Raw genomic sequence first — 23,546 nt, 5'->3', positions numbered from 1 at the left:
CGGCGGTAACTCCAGCTGGAACGGAGCTGCAGCCAATACGAAAAGGGCGGCTCTTGCGAGCCGCCCTGATAGCATAGCCAGACTGCGTGAGCCGGATCAGCGCTTCGAGAACTGGAAGCTGCGGCGGGCCTTGGCCTTACCGAACTTCTTGCGCTCGACGACGCGCGAGTCGCGGGTCAGGAAGCCTTCCTTCTTGAGCGGGCCGCGCAGTTCCGGCTCGTAGAAGGTCAGGGCCTTGGAGATGCCGTGGCGCACCGCGCCGGCCTGGCCGGAGAGACCGCCGCCCTTGACCGTGACGACGACGTCGTACTGGGTCATGCGGTCGACGATCATCAGCGGCTGCTGCAGGATCAGGCGCAGCACCGGACGAGCGAAGTAGACTTCCTGGTCGCGGGTGTTGACCGTGATCTTGCCGGAGCCCGGCTTGATCCAGACGCGGGCGATGGCGTTCTTGCGCTTGCCGGTGGCATAGGCGCGGCCCTGCGCATCGACCTTCTTGACGTGAACGGGAGCGTCGGGCTGAGCCGTCTTGGCGACCTGGCCGAGCTGCTCGAGAGACTGAAGAACCTCAGCCATGATCAGAGCCTCGCATTCTTGCTGTTGAGCGCGGCGACGTCGAGCGCCTCCGGCGACTGGGCGGCGTGGGGGTGCTCAGCGCCCTTGTAGACGCGCAGGTTGCCCAGGATCTGGCGGAACAGCGGGCCGCGCGGCAGCATGCGCTCGACAGCCTTCTCGACGACGCGCTCAGGGAAGCGGCCTTCGAGCAGGAACTTGGCGGAACGCTCCTTGATGCCACCCGGAAATCCGGTGTGATGGTAGTAAACCTTCTGGTCGCGCTTGCGACCTGTCAGGACCACCTTCTCGGCATTGATGACGATGATGTTGTCGCCACAGTCGACATGCGGGGTGTAGGCGGCCTTGTGCTTGCCGCGCAGACGCATCGCCACAACGGAGGCGAGACGACCAACGACCAGCCCGGAGGCATCGATCACAACCCACTTCTTCTCGACGTCGGCGGGCTTGAGCGAGACGGTCTTCATCGCGGCACCCTTCGGTTGCTTGAAAAAGGACAAGCCGCCGGAAGGCCGGCGGCGGTGTGGGGCGGTGGATAGGGACAAGCTGCCGTACTGTCAAGCGCCACGATCACGCTTCAAGGCGAAAATTCGCATTGTTTTCAGTGCAATGGCAAAAACGGTATTTAGGTACCGCATTCGGTTCCGGCGATCCTCCGAGATCCGGCAGGATCATCCCTTTCCCTACGCCTCTCCTGACGCTCCGATCCCCCGGCGGCGACTGTACTGCGGCCAGGCATAGGGTCGGGATTCTAGCGCTCCGACGGAATCGAGTAGGTGCCGGTCGCATGGCAGACGATCTCGCTGTCGCCCTGCGAGGACAGCGCGACCTCTCCGACGGCGAGCCGCTTGCCGAGCTTGAGCAGCCTCGCCTCCGCGATCAGCGCCACCGGCCCCGGCTTGCGCAGGAAATTGTAGTTGAGGCTCGTCGTCACAGCGAGGCCGACCGGGCCGATCTGGGCAAGGATCGCGACATAGAGGGCGAGATCAGCCAGCGCCATCATGGTCGGACCGGAGATCGTGCCCCCGGGACGCAAATGCCGCTCGTGATAATCGCAGCGCATGCGCGCCGTCAGCGGGCCAACCTCTTCGATGAAATAGGTGCGCCCGCCATAATGGAGCTGCGGGAAGACCTGATCGAGATAGGCCTCCACCTCTGAGATCGTCATGCGGGGTGTCATGTGCGGGAAACCGGATGCCAGCGGGGAACTCCTCCCCTTGCAGCATGACGATCGGGCTCCGACAATAGCCACGGATGCGAAAGGCCATGCCATGAATGCCCATCTCGAACCCGACACCGCCCCGGTCCTGCTGCGCGCAGACCAGGACGGCATCGCGATACTGACGCTGAACCGTCCGCAGGTGCGCAATCCGCTTGGCGAAGCGATGCTGGCCGCGTTGAGCGAGGCTTTCGTGGCCATTGCAGCAGACAAGACGGTGCGCGCTATCGTGCTGACGGCCGCCGGCCCGGTCTTCTCGGCCGGGCATGACCTCAAGGAGATGAGCGCGCATCGCGCCGATCCGGACCGTGGCCGCGCCTATTTCACCGATATCCTTGGCCGCTGCTCGGCCATGATGCAACAGATCACCGCCCTGCCCCAGCCGGTCATTGCAGCCGTCGAAGGCACGGCGACCGCTGCGGGCTGCCAGCTCGTCGCGACCTGCGATCTCGCCGTCGCGGGCGCGCAGGCACGTTTCTGCACGCCCGGCGTCCATATCGGGCTGTTCTGTTCGACGCCCATGGTGGCGCTCTCGCGCAACCTCGCGGCCAAACATGCGCTGGAGATGCTGCTGCTGGGCGAAATGGTGCCAGCCGAGGAGGCCGGCCGGATGGGGCTGGTCAATCGTGTCGTGCCAGTCGGTGCTGCGCTTGCGGAGGCCCTGCGACTGGCGGGCGTGATCGCATCGAAATCGCCTGCCACCGTGAAAATCGGCAAGCGCGCCTTTTACCAGCAGCGCGAGATGGGTCTCGCGGCAGCCTATGATCACGCATCGGCGGTCATGGTCGAGAACATGCTCGCCCGCGATGCCGAGGAAGGGATCGATGCCTTCATGGGGAAACGCCAGCCGGTCTGGAGCGGCAACTAGCGGCTCGCGACCCTCGGCCGGGCCCTCTCCATCCATCCAGATTCAGCGCCGCACGCGGCGACAACCGAGACACGCCGCGTGCAGCTATCCATCAGGCGCCTGTTCACAGGATCGCGGGGAAATGCTCCGGCATCTCGGCGTGCAGGTGCTCCTTGGCCTCTTCTTCCGGCTGCGGCACGGCTGGCAACTGCAAAACGGTCGCCTTTTGTCCCGTAGACAGGTTCGTCAGCAGAATGACCTGCCCGTCGGGCAGCTCGAGCGCATCGTGATGCGCATAGGGCTTGTCGAGATCGATCTGACGGAAGCGGGCCATTGTCGCCGCCATCTTGCGATGCGGCAGGAAGCCGACCACCCTATCGCACTCGATCTCGCTCTCGAACGCCAGCTCCGTGCCGGGCAGCACGCAGACCGCAACCTCCGGCTGTGCCGCAGTGCAGAAGCCGCGCGTGCTCGAATTCGGGAAGCTGGTGGTCGTCAGTTCGTCGCCCACTTTGGCGGGAGTGGACATCACATTGTGCAGGCTATAGTCGCACATGGTAGACCCTCCTTTCATGACGGAACAACCGGGGTTGTTCGCCCTGTGTTCCAGTGAATCAGATAAGAGTGGCAAAGCTGTGGTTCAGCCCCTCGGCGCCAAAATACCTGCGCATGATCGCCGCGTATTTCTCGTGAGGATTCAGCACCTTGAATCATGAGGCCTATGAAGATGCGCTAATCCGCCGCATCCTGCGCGAGGTGAAAACCATCGCCCTGGTCGGCGCCTCGGCCAACGAGGCGCGGCCGAGCTGGATCGTCACCAAATATCTGCTCGATCGCGGCTATGACGTCATCCCCGTCAATCCCAGCCTTGCCGGCCAAACGCTGCTCGGCAAGACGGTCTACGGCTCGCTGAAGGAGATTCCGGTTCCCGTCGACATGGTCGAGATCTTCCGCAATTCGGAAGCCGCCGGGCCGATCACGGATGAGGCGTTGGCGCTCTCCCCCCTGCCAAAAGTGATCTGGATGCAGCTTTCCGTCCGCAATGACGCGGCCGCCGCCCGCGCCGAGGCGAAGGGCCTCACCGTGATCATGAACCGCTGCCCGAAGATCGAGTATGGCCGGCTCTCCGGCGAGATCGGCTGGCAGGGCATCAATTCGCGCATCATCTCGAACAAGAAGCCGCAACTGGCCGGCAAGGGCTTCCAGAAATTGTCGATCAACCGGCCCGGGACCTGACCCGGCCATTTCCAGGGGAACGGCGATGCGCGAGGAAACGACCACGTGCTGCATCGCCGGAGGCGGCCCCGCCGGGATGATGCTCGGTTTCCTGCTCGCGCGAGCAGGCATCGAGGTCACCGTGCTGGAGAAGCACGCCGATTTCCTGCGGGATTTCCGCGGCGATACGATCCACCCTTCGACACTCGAGCTGATGCATGAACTCGGGCTGCTCGAGGCCTTCCTGAAGCTGCCGCACAGCAAGGAAGACCATATCGTCGCCCGCTTCGGAGACGACGAGATCACGGTCGCCGATTTCAGCCATTTGCCGGTCAAGGCTCCCTATGTCGCCTTCATGCCGCAATGGGATTTTCTCGATTTCCTGGCGGAACGGGGACGCGAGCAGCCCTCCTTCCATTTGCGGATGCAGACGAAGGCCGAGGGACTGATCAAGCAAAACGGGCGCGTGGCCGGCGTCACGGCCATGGCGCCCGACGGCCCGCTCTCGATCAGGGCCGATCTCGTCGTTGCGGCTGACGGGCGCAGTTCCGATCTGCGCGCGGCCTCCGGCCTCCCGGTCGAAGTGCTGGGCGCGCCGATGGACGTGCTCTGGTTCCGGCTGTCGCGCAACAAGAGCGATCGCAACCAGACCTTCGGCCAGGTCGCGGGCGGGCGCTTCTTCATCATGCTCAACCGCGGCGACTACTGGCAATGCGCCTTCATCATCCCCAAGGGTTCGCTGGAATCCTTGCAGGTCCGGGGCATGCGGGCCTTCCGGGACGGTGTCGTCGCGCTCTCGCCCTTTCTCCAGGACCGGATTGCGGAGCTGCGCAGCTGGGACGACATCAAGCTGCTTTCCGTCGCTGTCGATCGCCTGACGCGCTGGTGGACGCCCGGCCTGCTCTGCATCGGCGACGCTGCGCATGCGATGTCTCCGATCGGCGGCGTCGGCATCAATCTGGCGGTGCAGGATGCTGTCGCAACGGCCAACCTGCTGGTAGCGCCGCTCCGCGAGAAGCGGCTGACGGATACCGCTCTCGCAGCCGTGCAGCATCGTCGTGAATTCCCGGCAAAACTCACCCAATCCATGCAGATCGCCATCCAGAACCGGGTGATCACGCCGCTGCTCGTCAGCCGCGGACCGGTGACGCCGCCTCTGCCGCTGCGGCTCCTGCAGCGCTTCCCGCTGCTGCGCCGCCTGCCGGCACGGCTGATCGGCATGGGCATCAGGCCGGAGCATATCGGTCCGGCTCTCAGACCTGTCCGGCCGAATTGACGCCGCACAGAGCGTTCGTTAAATCGAACGAGACTGTTTCACGATCAGAATTTGCAGGGAGCACGCCATGTCAGACCGCTCACCGGGTTTCCATACGCTCGCCATTCATGCCGGTGCAGCGCCTGATGCAGCCACCGGCGCGCGCGCCACGCCGATCTACCAGACGACATCCTTCGTCTTTGACGATGTCGACCACGCCGCCTCGCTGTTCGGGCTGCAGGCTTTCGGCAATATCTATACGCGGATCGGCAACCCGACCAACGCGGTGCTCGAGGAGCGCGTCGCCGCGCTCGAGGGCGGCACCGCGGCGCTCGCCGTCGCATCCGGCCACGCCGCCGAGTTCCTCTGCTTCCACGCCCTGCTGCAGCCGGGCGACGAGTTCGTTGCGGCGCGCAAGCTCTATGGCGGCTCGATCAACCAGTTCAATCATTCCTACAAGAATTTCGGCTGGAACGTGATCTGGGCCGATTCCGACGATCTTGAGAGCTTCGCCGCCGCGGTGACCCCGCGCACCAAGGCGATCTTCATCGAGTCGATCGCCAATCCGGGCGGCGTCGTCGTGGACATCGCCGGCGTCGCGGCCATCGCCAAGAAGCACAACATTCCGCTCATCGTCGACAACACGATGGCGAGCCCCTACCTGATCCGCCCGTTCGAGCACGGTGCCGACATCATCGTGCATTCCGCCACCAAATTCCTGGGCGGCCATGGCAACTCGATCGGCGGCCTGATCGTCGATGGCGGCTCGTTCAACTGGGTCGGCGACGAGCGCTATCCGATGCTGTCGAAGCCACGGCCGGAATATAACGGCATGGTGCTCGGCGAGACCTTCGGCAATTTCGCCTTCGCCATCGCGACCCGCGTGCTCGGCCTACGCGACATGGGCCCGGCGCTTTCGCCCTTTAATGCCTTCATGATCCTGACCGGAATCGAGACCCTGCCGCTGCGCATGCAGCGCCATTGCGAGAGCGCACTCGCCGTCGCGAAGCACCTCTCGACGCATCCCGCGGTCGAATGGGTGAGCTATCCCGGCCTGGACGGCGACAAGTATCACGACCTCGCCAAGCGCTACTCGCCGAAGGGCGCGGGCGCGGTCTTCACCATCGGCCTGAAGGGCGGTTACGACGCCGGCGTCAAGCTGGTCTCGAACCTGCAGCTGTTCTCGCATCTCGCCAATATCGGCGATACGCGCTCGCTGGTGATCCACCCGGCATCGACGACGCATCGCCAGCTCTCGGACGCACAGAAGACCGCGTCAGGCGCCGGGCCGGAGGTCGTGCGCCTCTCGATCGGGCTCGAGGATGTGGCGGACCTGATCGGCGATCTCGATCAGGCGCTGATCTAGCATCCGGCAGCGATCCGACGGGGCGTCCCCCCCCCCCCGGAAGCAAAACGCAGACCCGGGATCCCTGCCTGAACCATTCCGGCAGGGATCCCGGGTCTCTTTCGTTGGCCGCCCGGGTCGACAGCGTTCAGGCGGTGTCAGGCCCGGACAGGATGCGCGGTGCCGACCCCGCTCCGTGTGACATGCACAACGGTCATCGCCAGCACCATGAAGGCGAGCGCCTGATGGGCGAGCCCCGCCCAGAGCGGGACCACCAGCAGCAGCGTGACGACGCCGAGCGCGGCCTGTGCCAGCGTGAGGCCGGCAATCGCCGTTGCGCGCTTGGCGCTGCCTGACCCAGGCGCTGCGCGGCGCATCGCAACGGCGTGCCAGAGCGCGGCCGCCAGCAGCAGGTAAGCGCCGATGCGGTGGTTGAACTGCACCAGCGCGACGTTATCGACAAAATTCTCCCAGAACGGCGTCTGCGCAAACAGGGTCGACGAGGCCGGAGCCAGCCCGCCATCCATCAGCGGCCAGGTGTTGAAGGTGAAGCCTGCGCGGGAGCCGGCGACGAGGCCGCCAAGCGCGATCTGCGCGAAGGTAAGCGCCAGCAGCCCCCAGGCGGCCAGGCGGCCCCTCGCCTGCTCGACCCGCCGCAGCGGGGTCAGCCAGGTGGCGAACCCGACAACGGCGGCGAAGAACAGACCGGCGAAGGTGAGATGAAGCGTCAGCTTGACCGGAGCGACCGCGATCATGCCTGGCTGAAGTCCGGAGGCGACCATGATCCAGCCGATCGTACCCTGCAGGCCGAGCAGCAGCCCCATGCCGAAGAGCACAGCGCTCTGGCGCCAGGGCAGAAGACGGCGGAGGGCGACGACAAGGAAGCCGAGGAGGTAGACCAGGCCGATGAAGCGGCCGAGCTGGCGGTGCCCCCATTCCCACCAGAAGATAAACTTGAATTCCGACAGCGCCATGCCGGCATTGAGCAGCTGGTATTGCGGGCTCGCGCGGTATTTTTCGAATTCGAGCGCCCAGGCGGCGTCGGAGAGCGGCGGGATCGCGCCGGTGACGGGGCGCCATTCGGTGATCGAGAGGCCTGAGCCGGTCAGGCGGGTCGCGCCGCCGACCACGACCATCGCGAAGACAAGTGCCGCGACGATCCAGAGCCAGCGGCGGATGCCTGCGTGGTTGGCGGAGCTGACAGCGCCGCCACGCGGCTGATCGAGAGCAATCGTCACGGGATGGGGACCTCGGGTCGCAAATGTCGCGCTTCACAAGCGTCGTCGGGGGTGACAGATAGACCCGCGCGAAGACGCGAACAACGCCCGCAATGCCGCAGCCGCGCCGGCATGGAGACGAGAGATGACCCAGAGCCACCGCAAGCTGATCGGCACCGTGGCCATCCTGATCTTCGTCTGCGTCTATGCGCTGGTCGCCATGGCACTGGCGCAGGGGCGGATCACCGACGCGCCCAAGCTGGTGCAGACGATCGCCTATATCGCGCTCGGCCTCGCCTGGGTGTTGCCCCTGCTGCCGCTGATCAAGTGGATGGAGCGGAAGGACGGGCCGCGCTAGACATCGGCCCGGTTATCGTATCCGGTCCGATGATCTAACCTTGTGTCTTCGCCTCGGCTTTCCCGAAAACCGCAAGCCATCTTTCGGGCCGATGCTTTAGGCGAGCTTCACCCGCCGCCCCTTGTTCCAGAGCAGGAACGGCAATCCCGACAGCAACGCCCGCAGCGCCGCCTCGCTCTGGTGATAGCCGTTCAGCGAGACGCGCGGCAGGGCATGCAGATGCCGCTCGTGCCCCTCGAAGACATGGCCCGGCCGGGTGGTGACCGCGCTGGTGAAGCCAGCCGCCCTGGCCAGGGCGAATTCACGCATTCCCGCCGAGCCCGGATCGCCAACGGGATAGGCGAAATGGCGAATGGGCAGGCCGAGTTCCTGCTCGATCCGGGCCTTGCTCTCGACGATCTCGGTCCGGGCAAAATCCTCGGGATGCTTGGCAAGCATGGGGTGGCTCAGCGTATGCGCCCCCATGGTCACGCCGGGCGCGCCGGCGAGCGAGCGCAGCGTCTCCCAGGGCAGGCACTCGCGTTCGAGCAGGGCTGCGCTGTCGATGCCGGCCTGATGCGCAAGCTCGGAAATCGCTGACAGCAGAATCGCTTCCGGGCCATTGCGCAGACGCCAGTAGAGCGTCTCGAAGGCGAGCTGCTTCTCGCGATCGGTTTCGGTGCGGGCCGAGAAGCCGCCGCCTGGCAGGTCGAGAGCGAAACGCGGCAGCGCCCGGATCGCCTCCTCCAGCTCCAGCCACCAGAGCCGTGCCGTGCGCTCGGCAAAGCCCGTCGTCACGAACAATGTCCAGGGCACGCCATGTTTCGCCAGGACCGGCCAGGCATGATCGAGATTGTCGCGATAGCCGTCGTCGAAGGTCAGCGCCACGAAGAAGCGCTGGGAGAGCGGGCTCTGCAGCCGCGCCACGGCTTCGTCGAGCGAGACGATGTCATATCCCTGGGACTTGATCAGCGTCAGCGTCCGGTCGAGGAATTCCGGCGTGATCTCCAGCAGACGATTGGGGGCAAAGCCGCGCTCGCGCCAGGGTCGGACATGATGCAGGGTCAGAATCATGCCCGCGCCCTGCGCGAGGTCCTTCGCCCAACGATCGGCGCCGGTCAGCGCAATCGCCTTGAATGCGGCGGAAAAGGCTTGGTGTCGCAGACTCATCCGGCTCCGGGCAGCAACCGCTCGCTAATATTGTTCGCCGATGCTTCGGCTGGTCGAAGACAAACTGGCAGGTTCGTTCACAATAGCGGGTTAAGGACAGCGAGGAATGCCGCCACCCGAGGGTCCAGAGACGATGTCTGCACTTGCCGAACGCGCCGGAACTCCGGCCTCGGCCCTGAACCTGACACCGGTCAGGAGAGCGGGGGAGCGCGCGCGCCCCTGGCACAGCATCACGATCAGCAGCGACCCGGCCGCCTTGGAAGCAGAGTGGCGCAGTCTGGAAGCGGCTGCCCTCGTGACACCCTACCAGGCCTATGGCTGGATCAGGCCCTTCGTGGAGACGGTCGGGGCAGCGCACGGTGCGGAATTCCGATATGCCGCGCTGCGCGACGCGGCCGGGCGCACCCAGGCCCTTCTGCCGCTGGCGCTGACACGGCGCAACGGCGTTCGCTTCGGCGAATTCATCGGCGGCAAGCACGCCAATTATCATATGGGGCTTTATGCGCCGGATTTCGCTGCCGCCCTCCATGCTGCCGCGGCGCGTGCCCTGCTTGTCGAGATCGGCACGGCGATTGGAGAACTCGACGCTTTCATCTTCGTCAACCAGCCCCGGGAATGGCAGGGCGTTCCCAATCCGCTCGCGCAGCTTGCGGCAGGCCCGAGCCCGAGCGGTGCCTACAAGCTCGCACTGGAGGGACGAGACTGCGAAGGCTCGCTGCGGCGCTCGATGAGCTCGCATGCCCGCAAGAAGCTGAAGAACAAGCGCAACCGTTTCGCCAGCTTCGGCAGCTCAGTCCTGCGCAAGGCCGAGACCCCGGAGGATATCGAGCGGGTCGTCGCCGCCTTCCTGAACCAGAAGGCGGCGCGGTTTGCCAGCATGGGTATTCCAAACCCCTTTGCGGAGCCCGCCCTGGGTGACTTCCTGCGCCAGGGTGCAAGCCGTGATCACGGCGAAGCGCCCGTTCTCGAACTCTACTCGCTCGACCTCGACGGCCGCTGTGTCGCCACCTATGTCGGCGCGGTGCAGGGACGGCGCTTCTCAGGCATGGCCACATCCTTCGACATGGACGGCGAGCTCGCCAAGTCGAGCCCCGGCGAAATCCTGCTGGTCGATCTGATCAAACTGAAATGCCGTGCTGGAATCGAGGTCTTCGACCTCGGTGTCGGCGAAGCCCGCTACAAGACGACGGTATGCGACGACCGGGACGAACTCGTCGACACCTTCCTGCCGCTGACGCCGAAGGGGCATGCCTTCGTCCTGTTCAGCCGGGCCAAACGTGCCGCCAAGCGCAGGATCAAGAGTTCTCCGGTGGCGCTGAAGCTGGCGCAACGCGCCTCGGGCTGGCTGAACCGAAACCGGGCACTCGCCAGCGACGACGACTGAGCGGCAACGCCTCTCGCAAGTCAGATGCTCAGGATCTGCGCATCTCGCAGGAGGTACAGCGCACGGAGTCCTGACCATCCCGGCCACCTTCGGCCGGAATACGCTTCGGCTCAGGCCATCGCCGCATCATGCTCGCGGACGGAGAACGGGACGCCTGCCGTCTCCTCGAGCTTGTCGACGACAAGGGAAACCGGCGCCGTCGTCAAATCGGCGAGCCGGTAGGCGGCCTCCATGGCGTGCCCGTTGCCGATGCTGCCCGCCATGACGAAGACACCTTGCGCACGTCCGACCAGCGGCGCGAGCACGGCGCTCTCGTCGCCCGAAGTCGCCGAGACCAGCACCCAGTCATAGGTCTCGCAGAGCGCATCGAGCGCCACCTCGACGATATCAGGCGCGGCGAGAACCGCCCTGCGCCCCGCACGCCCGGCACTGATGCGATGCAGTCGCGAGCCGGGTTCGCGCATGATGATCTCGGAGAACTGGGCCTCGCCGGCGAGAAGCTCTGAGAACCCGAGCTCTTCCCGTTCGTCGTCATCGCTGGCAAGGTCGACCAGCACACACCGAGAGTGCCTGGATAGCAGTTCCGCGAGATCCCGTGCCGACATCGCTTCGGGACCGGCCCCGTCGAGGAGCACGGCCAGCGGCGCCATATCGGCCGGAGGAGCCGCAATCCGCTCCGAAAGCGCCGTGAGAGCCCCTTCGGGATCGGCCGCGGCCAGGGGAACCCGGCCCACCCGGCCGGTATGCGTCAGCAGCCCCGCAACCCGTTCTCGGCGCTCGTCGCCATCCGAAGGATGTTGCGCCGCCCCGGACCCGCCACCACCGACCCAGCCCGGCGCACGACGCGAGCCATTGGAAGCGGGAGGCGTTCCCGCAGTGCCGTTGAGGAGTTCACGCGAGACCACCATGGCGAGCGCGACGAGGAAGGTCGCAAGCGTCGCAACGAGGATGATCGGGATCCTCTTCGGGAAGGACGGCTCCGTGGGTTCGACGGCACGCGAAATGATGCGTGCATCGGCCGGGCTGGCGTTCTGGGTGTCGCGCGCGACAGCCTCACGATAGCGTTGCATATATTGCTCGAGCTGATCGCGCAGGGTGCGTGCCTCACGCTCCAGCGCGCGCAGCTGCACTTCCTTGTCGTTGGCGCTCGAGACATTCTTCTTCTGCCCCTCGAGGGCGGCCGTGAAGCTGTCGACGCGCTGGCCGGAGATACGTGCCTCGTTCTCCAGGGTACGGACCGTGCGCTCGGCAGCCGCGCGGATCTGGCCTTCCAGATCGGCGAGCTGGGCGCTGAGTTCCTTGATGCGCGGATGCCCGGGCAGGAGCGAACGCGATTCCAACGCGATCTGGGCGCGCAGATTGACGCGCTGCTCGATCAGGCGGCGGACCAGTTCGTTATTGGCAACGTCCGGGATCTCGAAAGTCCGTCCGCTCTTCATTGCATCGCGAATGACGCTGGCCTTGGCCTGGGCCTCCGCCTGTTGGCTACGGGCATTGGAGAGCTGGGTCGAGAGGTCGGCCAATTGCTGTGCGGTGATGGTGGTGTTGTTCGTTCCGACGAGCAGCCCGTTGCGCGAGCGGAAGTCCTCGACCTTGCCCTCCGCCTCGGCAACGCGCTTGCGCAGCGGCTCGATCGTGGTCGAGAGCCAGGACGAAGCGCTGCGCGCAGTATCCTGCTTCGCAGCCTCCAGCATCTCGAGATAGATATTGGCGATCTCATTGGCTCCACGGGCGGCCAGCGCCGGATCGCGCGAGGTGAACTCGATCGCAACGATGCGGGACCGGCCGACCGGGAAGACCAGCAGCCGGTCGTAGAATTGATCGAGCACGCGCTCCTCGGGCGAGCGGTCGGCCGGATGCGCTCCCAGCCCGACCAGCACGCCGAGTCGCTTCAGCGCGCTCAGCGCGCCGGCCCCGGAATCGAATTCGGGATTGCCGACGAGGCCGATGCGCTTGATCGCCTCGCGAGCGAGGTCACGCGACATGATGACCTGGACCTGGCTCTGCACGCCCTCGCTGTCGAATTGCTGGCTTGTGGCTTCGGCCCCGCCCTGCCCTGGACGGGTATAGAAGCTGTCCCGATTCTCGAGCAGGAGCCGTGCCTCGCCCGTGTAGCGCGGCGTGACCAGATTGACGGCGACGAAGGAGAGGCCGAGCGCCAGCAATGTGGGGCCGAGCACCCAGAGCTTGCGCCGCTTGATGGCGGCCCAGAGCGCGGAAAGATCGAGCATGTCGCCGCGGCTCTCGCCGGCATCCCGCATTCCGTTATCGGATCGAGAGGTCATGACTCACCCATTCACGCAAAACTCGCGCGCCCAGCACAGGACGCAGGGTCAATCAAAGCTGATTAAGGTTATTGGCGAGTTAAGAGGCGCGCGGATCTCCGGCGGGGGATCCAGCGAGGGATGCCATGCTCAACTTTTGTTAACCATAGCCACCCTAACGTGACGGCAGAATTTGGATGGACTGAATATGCGATGAGTCGATCACTCGCCCCACTGGCCCTGGCGGTCGCACTAGCGACAAGCGCCTGCGCGCCGCGCTATGCAGCGCAGGAACTCGCGGTCGTCGACGTCAATGTGCCCTATCGGCTCGCCAGCGGCGACCGGCTGCGCGTCATCGTCTTCGGTCAGGACAATCTGTCGAACATCTACGCCGTCGACGGCTCCGGGCGCATCTCCATGCCGCTGATCGGCCCCGTCGAGGCCCAGGGACGCACGACCCGGCAACTCGAGCAGGCGATCGAAGGCAAGCTACGCGGCGGCTTCCTGCGCGAACCCAAGGTTTCGGTCGAGGTCGATACCTACCGCCCCTTCTTCGTCCTGGGTGAAGTCACCAATTCCGGCCAGTTCCCCTTCGTGAACGGCATGACGGTGCAGACCGCGGTCGCTATCGCCGGCGGCTTCACCCCGCGCGGCCAGCGCAACTATGCCGAGGTCACGCGCCAGATCGACGGCCAGCTCGTCACCGGGACGGTGCCGATCACCTACCAGGTGCAACCTGGCGACACGATCGTCATCAAGGAGCGCTGGTTCTGAGCGCAAGCGAGGTGACGGCGATGGCGGACGCCTCCGGCATGCGGCCGCTGCGCATCCTGCACGTCTTTCGGGCGCCGCTCGGCGGATTGTTTCGCCATGTCCTCGATCTGGCCCGCGGGCAAGTGGAGCGCGGGCATCAGGTCGGCATCTTCTGCGATTCGAATACCGGTGGCTTGCGTGCCGACCAGGTCTTCGCCGAGCTTGGCCCCGATCTCGCGCTTGGCATCACGCGCGTGCCGATGTCACGCTACCCGAGCCTCATGGACGCCAAGGCGCAGTTGGCGGCGCGTTCGGCGCGGGCGCGCCTTTCCCCCGATGTCGTGCATGCCCATGGCTCGAAGGGCGGCGTCTATGCACGCCTGCCTGCGCTGGTTTCACCGCGCCGCCGCTACATCACCGCCTATACGCCGCACGGCGGCAGCTTCAACTACAAGCCCGGCGGGGCCGAGCATCGCATCTATATGTCGGTCGAACGGCTGCTGGAGCGGGCGACCGACATGTTCTGCTTCGAGAGCGCCTTCATTGCGGGGCGGTTCGAGGCATATATCGGCCACAAGCCGCGCACCGATTACCGGATTGTCCTGAATGGCATTTCGGAAGCCGAGTTCGAGCCGATCGACCATGCCAAGGCGAGGTTCGACCTCGTCTATCTCGGAGAACTGCGCTCCGCGAAGGGGGTCGATACGCTGATCGATGCGCTCGCGCTGCTGAAGCGCCGCGATGGTCTCGAGCCGCGCATCCTGATCGTGGGGTCGGGCCCTGACGAGGCCGTGTTGCGGCAGATGACGTTCGACTGCGGCATCGGCAGTCAATGCGTGTTCGAGCCGCCCGGCCCGATACGCGCCGCTCTGGCACAGGCACAAGTGATGGTGATCCCGTCCCGGGCGGAATCGCTGCCCTATGTCATCCTCGAAGCTGCAGCGGCTGCCCAGCCGCTGATTTCGACGAATGTCGGCGGTATCAGGGAGATCTACGGCCCCGATCACGCGCATCGCCTGATACCGGCCGATGACCCGGCAACCCTGGCCGGGAGCATTCGTTCGATCCTGGCCATGCCCGAGGCCGAACGACGCGCGCAGGCCATCGATCTGGCCAAACATGTCCGCCAGAATTTCTGCCTCAACGCGATGATCGACGGCGTGCTTGCGGCTTACCGCGTCGCGCTGGCGCGACGCGGTCTCGACTAGTTACGCGTCGCGGCCGCGTTACAGGAATTTCAGGCCGACGACGCCGGCAACCACCAGTGCGATACCGACCCAGCCGGACAGATAGATCCGCTGCCCGAAGGCAAGGGCTCCAATGATGGCCGTGATCACCAATCCGGCTCCGCCCCAGACCGCATAGGCGACCGAGAGGTCCATGCCGCGGATGGCCTGCGCCAGGGCCGCGAAGGCCCCGACGACGAGAACCATCCCAAACGCCCCCAGCAATCGCCGCCGCATGCCATCAGAGAGCTTGAGCAGATAGGTACCGAGGACCTCGAGAACGACCGCAAGGCCGAGCCAGGCGAAGGCGAGCGATTGCGGCTGAAGAAGCATGGTCACGCCAGCCTCCCCTGCTTACCCTCCTCGACACCATGCCCGACACCGCGCTCGATCAGCACGATACCGGCGATGATGGCCGCAAGCGCCACGAGGCGCTCAGGCGTCAGATGCTCGCCGAAGAGAAGGTGGCCAGCGGCGGCGATGCCGACGATGCCGAGCCCTTCCCAGACGGCATAGGCCACCGCCATGGGGATGACACGCAGCGCCACGCTGAGCAGCGCGAAGGACAACCCGATCAGAACGAGCGGCAGAGCCGTGATGAGCCACGGCTCGGCGACGACCGACTTCAACGCGGCCGTCGCGAGAATCTCGACAGCAATCGCTGCGAGCAGAACCAACCAATGAAAAGACATGATGCACACGGGCGAAGCCGGCGCTTACCGTCGGGAAGCGACGTTAGGCAGCTAAGCAAAGTTAGAGTTTTTACGAACGAGTTTCGAAGACGAAGCCCTGGCAGATTGAACTGCTGGGGTTGCACAGCGACTTGCCCAAATGCTTGAATTAGCAACCGCGGGCATCGCTCAGAAATGTGCTTCTCAGACACTCATCGCGAATGGATATGCCCGTTTTAATGCTTTTTGTCAACCAACATCAACTTTATGAGCCAAGAACGACTGCTTTTCGACGCAAAATCGGAAAAAATCGGAGTGAGCTAATTCCTTGGCCGGACGAGAGAAAATCAACTTTTTTTGCATCAGGTTTGAGACGCCGCCTGCGGGGGGATAAACTGACCCGATCGCGATGGTCCGGAATGCCGTAGAGTCGCCTCGATAGCCACAAGACAGCGAAGCATCGGATTAAGCCTTCCGAGAGCATTTTGAGCTAATCGCAAGCCGGGACCGGGAGGTGAGTATTGCTCCGGTCTGAGTAGAGGTAGCGTGTGATGGGCACTTTCGATGTGCGTGACCTGATCCAGGCCGACGCGGCCGGAGCATCAGATCCAGCCGGCGGGAGCAAGACGGGTTCGACCCGCGCTTTCCATCCCCTGGCCGAGCGCATCGCGGCGATGCCGGTCAAGCCAACTCTCTCCCCGGTCCTGATCGAAGGCCTGGTGCGCCTGTTCGATGTTCTGGCCATCGTCAGCGTGGCAGGGCTGGTCTACTGGTTCTATGTTGCGGGGACCACCAGCAGCACCCTGCTCTATCAGATCACCGTTCTCCTGGTGAGCGTGGGCGCACTCGCCGCCTTCCAGGCGCTGCATCTCTACCATATCGGCGCTTTGCGCCATTTCGTTCCGACGGCTGCCCGACTGGTCGCGGGCTGGACCATGCTGTTCCTGATCGCACTCGCCGCCTTCTTCTTCATGAAGGTCGGAAGCCAGTTTTCCCGGGTCTGGCTGGCCGGCTTCTATGGCGGCGGTCTCGCAGCCCTGCTCGGCGAGCGCCTTCTCGTGACGATGGCGGTGCGCCGGCTGACACGCACGGGACGGCTCGAGCGCCGCACGGCCATTGTCGGCGGCGGCGCTGCCGGCGAGGCGCTGATCAAAGCGCTCGAGGCGGAAAAGGACTCAGGACTGCAGATTTGCGGCGTCTTCGACGATCGCAACGACGATCGCTCGCCCGATCTCGTCGCCGGTTACCCGAAGCTCGGCACGATCGACGACCTTGTCGAGTTCGCCCGCCGCACCAAGCTCGACCTGGTGATCTTCACCCTTCCGATCTCGGCGGAGGGCCGCATCCTGCAGATGCTGCGCAAGCTCTGGGTTCTGCCGATCGACATCCGTCTCTCCGCCCATATGTCGAAGCTGCGGCTGCGGCCGCGCTCGTATTCCTATATCGGCGCGGTGCCGGTGCTGGATGTGTTCGACCGGCCGATCGCGGACTGGGACATCGTGGTGAAATGGCTGTTCGACAAGATCGTCGGCACCCTTGCCCTGATCGCTCTCTCGCCGGTTCTGCTGATTACGGCGATCGCGGTGAAGCTCGACTCGAAGGGGCCGGTCCTGTTCCGGCAGAAGCGCTACGGCTTCAACAATGAACAGATCGAAGTCTTCAAGTTCCGCTCGCTCTATCACGAGATGCAAGATGTTGCCGCCAGCAAGCTGGTGACCAAGGATGATCCGCGCGTCACCCGCGTCGGCCGCTTCATTCGCAAGACCTCGATCGACGAGTTGCCGCAGCTCTTCAACGTGGTGTTCAAGGGCAATCTCTCGCTGGTCGGGCCGCGCCCGCATGTCGTCCACGGCAAGGCCGACAACCGCGCCTATGAGCAGGTGGTCGATGGCTATTTCGCCCGCCACAGGGTCAAGCCGGGGATCACCGGCTGGGCTCAGATCCATGGCTGGCGCGGGGAGACCGACACCGAGGACAAGATCCAGCGCCGCGTCGAGCACGACCTCTACTACATCGAAAACTGGTCGGTGATGCTTGACCTCTACATCCTGTACAAGACGCCGATCTCGCTGCTGACCAAGTCCGAGAACGCCTATTGAGCGCGCTCGCCGACCGCGCAGGACATGAAGGCGGCCGCGGCGGCCTGAGGATTTCCTTTGCCGCGATCAAGCGCGGGACGCTCTGGCTGTTGGCCGCCTCTAGCGGTTTCGCGCTGATCGAGCCGTCACCCTATGAGTTCTTCTTCCTGCTCACGCTGTTCGTCTTTGCGCTGACAGGCATCCGATTCTCGCAAAAGCTGTTGCCGATGGTGGTGCTGCTGCTGCTCTACAATATCGGCGGCATCTTCTCACTGATTCCCTGGATGGACGAGGCGCCCTCCGTGCGCTTCACGGCCGTCTCGGTCTACCTGATGATCACCGGGATCTTTTTCGCGGCCATCATGGCGGAAGACCCGCTCGGCCGGCTGGAAACCCTGCGCAAGGGCTATCTCTTCGCCGCCTGGTGCGCGAGCTTTGCCGGCATCCTCGGCTATTTCGACATTGCCGGCCTCTCCGACGTCTTCTCCTATGCGGGCCGCGCCTCCGGGACGTTCAAGGATCCCAATGTGCTGGGCCCCTTCCTCGTCGTGCCCATTACCTACGCGCTGCAACATATCCTGATCGGGCGCCTGGGCCTGGTCCGTGGCTTCCTGGTGATGAGCGTGCCGCTGATGGCGGTGCTGCTCGCCTTTTCGCGCGGAGCCTGGGGCAATCTGGCCGGTTCGGCGCTGATGATGGTCGGGCTGATGTTCCTGACCGCGCCCGATGCTTCTCGCCGCGCCCGCATCGTTGTGCTCACCCTCACTGCCCTTGGGCTTATCCTCGTCGCATTGTTGATTGCGCTCTCTTTCGAAAGCATCCGCGATATTTTCGAGATCCGCGCCAGTCTCAACCAGAGCTATGATCAGGGCGTCACCGGCCGCTTCGGAAGCCAGCTGCGCTCGCTCCCTCTCCTCCTCGACGCGCCGAATGGACTCGGCCCGCTGCGTTTCCGCTGGTATTTCCCGGAGGATCCGCACAACGTCTACATCAACGCCTTCGCCTCCTATGGCTGGCTCGGCGGCATCGCTTATCTCGGCCTGATCGTCACCACCTGCTATGTCGGCTGGCGTCTCGTCTTCACCCGCTCGCCCTGGCAGAACCACGCCATCGTGCTGTGGTCGGTGCTGTTCATCACCATCCTGCAGGGTGTCCAGATCGACACCGACCACTGGCGGCATTTCTACTTGTTGCTCGGGCTGGTCTGGGGCCTGGTGGCGCTCAGGTCCGCCCCGGCAGCCGCTCGGGCCACCCGCGCATAGGGGCGCCCGCCGATCCGGCTCAGAGCGGCGCCTTGCGGACCAGCACGTATCCGTAGGTCGTCACCAGGTCCCAGCCGGCTTTGGCAGCCAGCAGGTTGAAGCCGTGGTCGATCTCGCGCAGCCCCGGCAAGCGCTCGAAATAGCCGTGCCCCCAGAAGCGCTGCATGTGCGTCTCGCGGAAGCCGGCCCGGTTGAGCATCCGCGTCAGCCGGGCACGGCTGCCGCGGCACCAATCGTAATGGGTCGGGAATTTTGGATCGCCGCCATCCTCCCGGCGCGTCGGAAACAGCGCGTGCAGGATGGCGCGCGAGGCGGCCTCCGGCAGGATGTGGTTCAGCGCGAAGACCGGCGCCCAGAGCGTCGGGAAGAAGGCCAGCGCCATACCGCCCGGCGCCAGCAGCGCATGGATGTTCGTCCAGGCCTTCTCGACGTCTTGGATATGTTCGAAGACCATGCGCGAGACCATCAGGTCGGAACCACCGCGCTCGACATCTGGTTCGGACAGGTCGCCAGCAATATCGAAACGCGCCGTCCGGAGGCCGGGCACCGACAAGGCCAACTCGCCCGCATCGATGTCATTGATGACGAGGTCCAGGCCATGGCTGGCGGCTTCAGCGGGAGAGAACAGCGGGTCACGGCCGCCACCGATCTCGCAGACCCGCCTCAAGCCGAACTGCCGGGTCAAGGCGAGAATCGTCCGCTCGTAATTCTCCCAGGCCCAGCGCGAGTGCCAATCCGGCTGCAGCTCGGCAAAGAAGGTCGCGAGCGTTCGTTCAGGACCCCGTGTCGCCCTGACGGTCGTTCCCTTAGCGCCCAACGCCACCGCCGCCGTCATGTCAGCCTCCGCCGTTCAATGCGGATGGAGGATGTGGAGCGATAGCCCGGCTCGCAACATTTTACTTAACATTAAGTTAATATCGATGGTTTCGGCCTGGGGGGCAGGCCCCCTCGCGCCATGGCGCGCCGGCAGCGGCTTACTCAGGAACGGCCGGGGGCGCTTGTTTCCAGCACGTATCGCACAGCAGGCGGCAGCATCTGGACTGCGAGATGGCGGCGGCGCCGCGCTTCAGAAAAACCCTGCGGAGAGTCTGCCGAAGCGCGTTGCATCCGCGCGCAGGCCCCTCTATAAGCCGCCCTGTCGGAGCGTAGCGCAGCCCGGTTAGCGCACTTGTCTGGGGGACAAGGGGTCGGAGGTTCGAATCCTCTCGCTCCGACCATAAAACCTCATGGAATTATTGGATTGGCGAGCGGCACTAAACATGCCGCGGCGCCCGTTTTGCCTTGGCGGCCATCAACGCGAAGATGGCATTTCCCGCGCAAGGGAAGGCAGTGAGCTGCCGCTGCGGAGAGACCCGCTGCGCTCTACCGGCATGCCATTTTCAAGAATGGATCGAGCGGGGCAAGAAGGAACGGGCGGTCGGCCACGACCCCGATTCGCAATGTTGGGCGCTCCTGGCGGGATACGCATGGTGCGCGTAGCGCCTCTTCGGCCCTCTGTCGCAGGCCGGCCGCGCTCAAGCGGCCCGCTTCTCGATCGTTGAGCAGTTCACTTTTGTCTTAGGCGCGGGAAAAGGAGACGGCGGCAAGATGACCGGTCGAACCCCGGCCAACAGCGCCGAATTTCAACGCGGCATCACGACCTCCGAAGCAATCGTGCCCTCAGCTCCCCTCAAGCGGCCGAATCGTTCCCAATTGGGCGGCATCGGGTCGCCGAAGATACGGGCCAGCATCATGCGGCCGACCTCAGTGGAATAGTGAGCCTGGTCGCCCAACCAATAGTTCGGATCGTCCGAGAGCCAGTCGGCGCCCGTGAAATCCCAGAGCGGCGTGACGCGCGCAACCTGATCAAGCGCTTGCGCGAGATCCTTCGGCAAATAGCGGCTCTCGACGGCCCGGTGGAGCGGGCTGACGGCCACAATGAGCCTGGTGCCGTTCTGCCGGGACAGCGTGGCGATACGCTGCAGGATCTGCAGCTGGTCTGCGAAATACGCGCGCTGTGCGAACGGCCTGTTATAGTCGCTTCCTGCCTGTGCGCCGCGCCCGGCCAAGGCGCTCAAGGACGCCAAACGGACGAACGCCAGTTTCATCTTGTCGACGACCGAAGGGGTCTTGCGATCCCTCTCCTCGATCGCGGCGCGGGCCTCGCGCAGGATACGCTGCCAGCTCCGGACCTGCATGGCCGTCAGATTGCGCCACCAGAAATACACGCCGCTTTCGCCGCTCAGGGCCTGAGGCAGCAAGGTCTCGATGTAGCGGTTGGTCGCCGGGGGATCTCCGAAGGTATCGATATCCAGGAGCAGGAACACGGCCCGCAAGTGCTGCCCTCGTTTCGCCTTGTCGGCGAGGACGTATTCGAGCGCGGGCAGGAAGTCCGGCAGCATACCGCGTGTGGCCCAGAAACTGGCGAAATTCACCCCGTCCAAGCGGCGGGACAGCTCCGCTGGCGGAGTAGCCTGGGCGCGAGAGGAGCCGAACAGCACGCCGTCGAAACTGTCCGGCGCAGCGTCATAGGCAGCGAGATTGCGGTAGTGGTAATTGAGGTTGGGCGTACGCGGAAGGACGTTTGTGCCGAACACCCCCTGCGGATCGATCACGACATTCGCGACGACCACGCTGGCAAAGAGCGCCGCAGCGCCCAGGATAAGCGCCAGCGCATAGGTCCGAGGGTTCATCCCGGACGCAGCGGAAACCGGCTTCTTCTTACGCCAGAGCATCGGGCAAACCTGGCTGGAGTTCGGCAAGGCGTCCGTCGAGGAAAAGGCTGCGGGCAAGGCCGCGCTGGATCTTGCCGCTCGTCGTCTTCGGCAGGTTGCCGGGGCGGATCAGCACGACCTCCTGGATGGCAAGCTCGTGTTCGGTCGCGATCGCCTCGCGGATCGTGTCCTCGATGTCATCGATGGAGACGTGGCGCATCTGCGTCCGCTCGATTTCCTGCACCACGACCAGACGCCCCTCGCCATCATCATCCAGGATCGAGAAAGCGGCGCCGCCATGCCGCCGCAAGGCCGGATGGCTCGCCTGAACGGTGTCCTCCAGGTCCTGGGGATAATGGTTGATGCCGCGAATGATGATCACGTCCTTGATGCGCCCGGTGATGAAGAGCTCGCCGGTGTCATCGAGGAACCCGAGATCGCCGGTACGAAGCCAGCGCTCCTCGGCTTCCCCCTCGATCCGCGGCCAGAAGGTCGCGGTGGTGGCCTTGGCGTTTTGCCAATAGCCCTGGGTGACATTCGGACCGGAAATCCAGATCTCGCCGGCATGACCGGTTTGAAGGCGGTGGCATGTCTCCGGATCGACGATCGCGAGCCTTTCGCCGACGAGGGCCTTGCCGCAGCCTGCGACGAACTGCGCGTCGTCTTCGCTCGTCGGCGCGGCCGCGCGAAGGCGTTGCAGCGCCTCCCGGCTTATCCGACGTTTTACGAGCCCCCGTCCCCGTCCGCCGCCGGAGGCGAGAAGCGTCGCCTCCGCGAGCCCGTAGGCCGGCGAACATGCTTCCGGCGCGAAGCCATAGGGCGTGAAGGTGTCGGTGAAGCGCTCCATCGTTTCCGCGCGCACCGGCTCGGCGCCGTTGAGCGCAATTTTCCAGTGGGACAGATCGATCCCCGCCATCTGGTCGGGGCGGAAGCGATCGACGCAAAGATCGAAGGCAAAGTTCGGGGCCGTTGCGAACTCTGCGCGGTAGTCGCTGATCGCGCGCAGCCAGTTTAACGGGCGCTGCATGAAGCTCACCGGCGCCATGAGCACGCAAAGCGAGCCGACATAGAGCGTCTGCAGCACGTTCAGGATGAGCCCCATATCGTGATAGAGCGGCACCCAGCTCACATATGTAGTCGAGCGGGTGTTGCCGTATACGAGCCGGATCATCTCGCTATTGGCGAGAAGATTGCCATGGCTCACCATCACGCCCTTGGGATCCGACGTCGAGCCCGAGGTATATTGCAGGAAAGCCAGATCCTGCAGGCCGGGCTCCGGGAAGATGATTCCCACAGGCGCCTCGGCTGCTTTCGTGGCGTCGACGGCCATGAAATCGAGCGCGGGTGCCTGGAGACGCTCCGCGAGATCGCCGCGAGTCGCCTGCAGTGCCGGATTCGTCAATGCGATACGCGGCGCGCAGTCGGCGACGATGCTGGCGCTCGAATTGCGCGCGCCCAGGCGCCGTGGCGGCATCATCGGTACAGCGATCGTGCCGGCAATCAGGCAGCCGAAGAAGGCGACGAGGAAATCGAGCCCAGGCGGGAACATCAGGAGCGCGCGCTCTCCGGAGAGACCGCGCCCTACCAACTCCGCCGCAAGTGCACGGGCGCGGCGCTCGAGCTCCGAGAAGGTGAGCGATGCCTCCTCGCCGCCGCGATCCGACAGGAAGGCATAGGCGCGCTCGTTCGGCTGCTCCGCGGCGCGCGCACGCAGCAGCTCGACCATCGAGCTGTACCCGGCCCTGAGGACCGCCCGGTTCTCCTGAATTGTCGGAATCTGGTTCAATCCTGCGCTCCCGCGAGGTGACGGGCAAGCGTTGCTATGCTGGGGTATTCGAAGGCCAGTTCAGGGGGCAGTTCGCGCCCAAGCCATTCCTCGAGCTCGGCCACGAGGTAGACTGCCATCGCGGAATCGACGCCGAGGCGCGTGAACTTGGCCTGCGGATCGATTTTATCCGCAGGACGTCGCAGCCCCTTGGCGAGATGCGCGACGCACCACGCGGTGATTTCTGCTTCGCCCTTGTCAGTTGCCATCAA

At 64.8% G+C, this 23,546-nt stretch carries 23 protein-coding genes and 1 tRNA gene; 11 read left to right on the top strand and 13 right to left on the bottom strand.

The window, feature by feature from the left end; all coding sequences use genetic code 11:
* Positions 1-96 precede the first annotated feature (96 nt).
* The 3 genes from rpsI to AB4099_RS10135 all read right to left on the bottom strand — a co-directional run bounded on the left by rpsI (position 97) and on the right by AB4099_RS10135 (position 1,741).
* Positions 97-576, bottom strand: coding sequence for a 30S ribosomal protein S9 (rpsI, locus tag AB4099_RS10145; protein WP_043232079.1), 480 nt, complete (start codon positions 574-576; stop codon positions 97-99).
* Positions 577-578: 2 nt separating this feature from the next.
* Positions 579-1,040 carry a 50S ribosomal protein L13 gene (rplM, locus tag AB4099_RS10140; RefSeq protein ID WP_113516586.1) on the bottom strand — a complete coding sequence of 154 codons (462 nt, stop codon included), beginning with the start codon at positions 1,038-1,040 and terminating at the stop codon, positions 579-581.
* Between the two features lie 284 nt (positions 1,041-1,324).
* The gene (locus AB4099_RS10135; RefSeq protein ID WP_113516641.1) at positions 1,325-1,741 is read right to left on the bottom strand and encodes a PaaI family thioesterase; all 417 of its coding nucleotides are present in this window, start codon (positions 1,739-1,741) and stop codon (positions 1,325-1,327) included.
* Positions 1,742-1,844: 103 nt separating this feature from the next.
* On the opposite strand from AB4099_RS10135, the gene AB4099_RS10130 reads away from it, so the two are divergent.
* Positions 1,845-2,660 carry an enoyl-CoA hydratase gene (locus AB4099_RS10130; RefSeq protein WP_441477960.1) on the top strand — a complete coding sequence of 272 codons (816 nt, stop codon included), beginning with the start codon at positions 1,845-1,847 and terminating at the stop codon, positions 2,658-2,660.
* A 103-nt stretch (positions 2,661-2,763) separates the two neighbouring features.
* On the opposite strand, the gene AB4099_RS10125 is transcribed toward AB4099_RS10130, so the two are convergent.
* The gene (locus AB4099_RS10125; protein WP_113516584.1) at positions 2,764-3,195 is read right to left on the bottom strand and encodes a hypothetical protein; all 432 of its coding nucleotides are present in this window, start codon (positions 3,193-3,195) and stop codon (positions 2,764-2,766) included.
* Positions 3,196-3,344: 149 nt separating this feature from the next.
* Between AB4099_RS10125 and AB4099_RS10120 the strand changes: the two genes are divergently transcribed.
* The 3 genes from AB4099_RS10120 to AB4099_RS10110 all read left to right on the top strand — a co-directional run bounded on the left by AB4099_RS10120 (position 3,345) and on the right by AB4099_RS10110 (position 6,475).
* Positions 3,345-3,875: a CoA-binding protein gene (locus tag AB4099_RS10120; protein WP_441477959.1), complete on the top strand. Its 531-nt coding sequence runs from the start codon at positions 3,345-3,347 to the stop codon at positions 3,873-3,875.
* Between the two features lie 25 nt (positions 3,876-3,900).
* Entirely contained in the window at positions 3,901-5,130 is a 1,230-nt protein-coding gene (locus AB4099_RS10115; protein WP_441477958.1) for an FAD-dependent oxidoreductase, read from the top strand.
* Positions 5,131-5,197: 67 nt separating this feature from the next.
* The gene (locus tag AB4099_RS10110) at positions 5,198-6,475 is read left to right on the top strand and encodes an O-acetylhomoserine aminocarboxypropyltransferase (RefSeq protein ID WP_441477957.1); all 1,278 of its coding nucleotides are present in this window, start codon (positions 5,198-5,200) and stop codon (positions 6,473-6,475) included.
* Between the two features lie 137 nt (positions 6,476-6,612).
* On the opposite strand, the gene AB4099_RS10105 is transcribed toward AB4099_RS10110, so the two are convergent.
* Positions 6,613-7,692, bottom strand: a complete 1,080-nt coding sequence (locus AB4099_RS10105) for a COX15/CtaA family protein (protein ID WP_441477956.1) — start codon at positions 7,690-7,692, stop codon at positions 6,613-6,615.
* 124 nt (positions 7,693-7,816) lie between these two features.
* Here AB4099_RS10105 and AB4099_RS10100 point away from each other — a divergent pair, with 124 nt between their 5' ends.
* Complete coding sequence (locus tag AB4099_RS10100; protein WP_113516580.1) at positions 7,817-8,029, top strand: DUF2842 domain-containing protein; 213 nt, start codon at positions 7,817-7,819, stop codon at positions 8,027-8,029.
* A 96-nt stretch (positions 8,030-8,125) separates the two neighbouring features.
* Here the strand turns inward: AB4099_RS10100 and AB4099_RS10095 are convergent, their stop codons facing one another.
* Positions 8,126-9,178, bottom strand: coding sequence for a polysaccharide deacetylase family protein (locus tag AB4099_RS10095; RefSeq protein ID WP_441477955.1), 1,053 nt, complete (start codon positions 9,176-9,178; stop codon positions 8,126-8,128).
* A gap of 106 nt (positions 9,179-9,284) precedes the next feature.
* Here AB4099_RS10095 and AB4099_RS10090 point away from each other — a divergent pair, with 106 nt between their 5' ends.
* Complete coding sequence (locus AB4099_RS10090) at positions 9,285-10,562, top strand: GNAT family N-acetyltransferase (protein WP_441477954.1); 1,278 nt, start codon at positions 9,285-9,287, stop codon at positions 10,560-10,562.
* Positions 10,563-10,672: 110 nt separating this feature from the next.
* Here the strand turns inward: AB4099_RS10090 and AB4099_RS10085 are convergent, their stop codons facing one another.
* Positions 10,673-12,847: a GumC family protein gene (locus AB4099_RS10085; RefSeq protein WP_441477953.1), complete on the bottom strand. Its 2,175-nt coding sequence runs from the start codon at positions 12,845-12,847 to the stop codon at positions 10,673-10,675.
* A 192-nt stretch (positions 12,848-13,039) separates the two neighbouring features.
* Here AB4099_RS10085 and AB4099_RS10080 point away from each other — a divergent pair, with 192 nt between their 5' ends.
* Complete coding sequence (locus AB4099_RS10080) at positions 13,040-13,600, top strand: polysaccharide biosynthesis/export family protein (RefSeq protein WP_069881062.1); 561 nt, start codon at positions 13,040-13,042, stop codon at positions 13,598-13,600.
* A 20-nt stretch (positions 13,601-13,620) separates the two neighbouring features.
* Positions 13,621-14,787, top strand: a complete 1,167-nt coding sequence (locus AB4099_RS10075; RefSeq protein WP_441477952.1) for a glycosyltransferase family 4 protein — start codon at positions 13,621-13,623, stop codon at positions 14,785-14,787.
* Positions 14,788-14,805: 18 nt separating this feature from the next.
* Here AB4099_RS10075 and mdtI read toward each other — a convergent pair whose 3' ends face one another.
* Together mdtI and AB4099_RS10065 are read right to left on the bottom strand one after the other, a co-directional pair.
* Positions 14,806-15,138, bottom strand: a complete 333-nt coding sequence (mdtI, locus tag AB4099_RS10070; protein WP_113516576.1) for a multidrug/spermidine efflux SMR transporter subunit MdtI — start codon at positions 15,136-15,138, stop codon at positions 14,806-14,808.
* Between the two features lie 2 nt (positions 15,139-15,140).
* A complete protein-coding gene (locus AB4099_RS10065; RefSeq protein ID WP_441477951.1) occupies positions 15,141-15,497 on the bottom strand; it encodes a DMT family transporter in 357 nt (118 codons plus the stop codon).
* Between the two features lie 530 nt (positions 15,498-16,027).
* On the opposite strand from AB4099_RS10065, the gene AB4099_RS10060 reads away from it, so the two are divergent.
* Both AB4099_RS10060 and AB4099_RS10055 read left to right on the top strand, forming a co-directional pair.
* Positions 16,028-17,575, top strand: coding sequence for an undecaprenyl-phosphate glucose phosphotransferase (locus tag AB4099_RS10060; protein ID WP_441477950.1), 1,548 nt, complete (start codon positions 16,028-16,030; stop codon positions 17,573-17,575).
* Positions 17,572-18,816: an O-antigen ligase family protein gene (locus AB4099_RS10055; protein WP_441477949.1), complete on the top strand. Its 1,245-nt coding sequence runs from the start codon at positions 17,572-17,574 to the stop codon at positions 18,814-18,816. Before AB4099_RS10060 ends, AB4099_RS10055 begins: the two co-directional genes overlap by 4 nt.
* Before the next feature lie 19 nt (positions 18,817-18,835).
* On the opposite strand, the gene AB4099_RS10050 is transcribed toward AB4099_RS10055, so the two are convergent.
* The gene (locus AB4099_RS10050) at positions 18,836-19,651 is read right to left on the bottom strand and encodes a class I SAM-dependent methyltransferase (RefSeq protein WP_441477948.1); all 816 of its coding nucleotides are present in this window, start codon (positions 19,649-19,651) and stop codon (positions 18,836-18,838) included.
* Positions 19,652-19,955: 304 nt separating this feature from the next.
* Between AB4099_RS10050 and AB4099_RS10045 the strand changes: the two genes are divergently transcribed.
* Positions 19,956-20,033, top strand: a tRNA-Pro gene (locus AB4099_RS10045).
* Positions 20,034-20,438: 405 nt separating this feature from the next.
* On the opposite strand, the gene AB4099_RS10040 is transcribed toward AB4099_RS10045, so the two are convergent.
* From AB4099_RS10040 to AB4099_RS10030, 3 genes are read right to left on the bottom strand one after another with little or no spacing between them, the layout of a single operon-like run.
* Entirely contained in the window at positions 20,439-21,530 is a 1,092-nt protein-coding gene (locus AB4099_RS10040) for a hypothetical protein (protein WP_162768253.1), read from the bottom strand.
* Positions 21,517-23,295, bottom strand: coding sequence for a fatty acyl-AMP ligase (locus tag AB4099_RS10035; RefSeq protein WP_441477947.1), 1,779 nt, complete (start codon positions 23,293-23,295; stop codon positions 21,517-21,519). Before AB4099_RS10035 ends, AB4099_RS10040 begins: the two co-directional genes overlap by 14 nt.
* A complete protein-coding gene (locus AB4099_RS10030; RefSeq protein ID WP_113516569.1) occupies positions 23,292-23,543 on the bottom strand; it encodes an acyl carrier protein in 252 nt (83 codons plus the stop codon). Before AB4099_RS10030 ends, AB4099_RS10035 begins: the two co-directional genes overlap by 4 nt.
* Positions 23,544-23,546: the final 3 nt, after the last annotated feature.

Source organism: Allobosea sp. 2KB_26 (genome assembly GCF_052115715.1).
In the GTDB taxonomy this organism is placed as follows: Bacteria; Pseudomonadota; Alphaproteobacteria; order Rhizobiales; family Beijerinckiaceae; genus Allobosea.
Note: the sequence above shows the minus strand (reverse complement) of the source record. Positions and strands in the feature narration are given on the sequence as shown.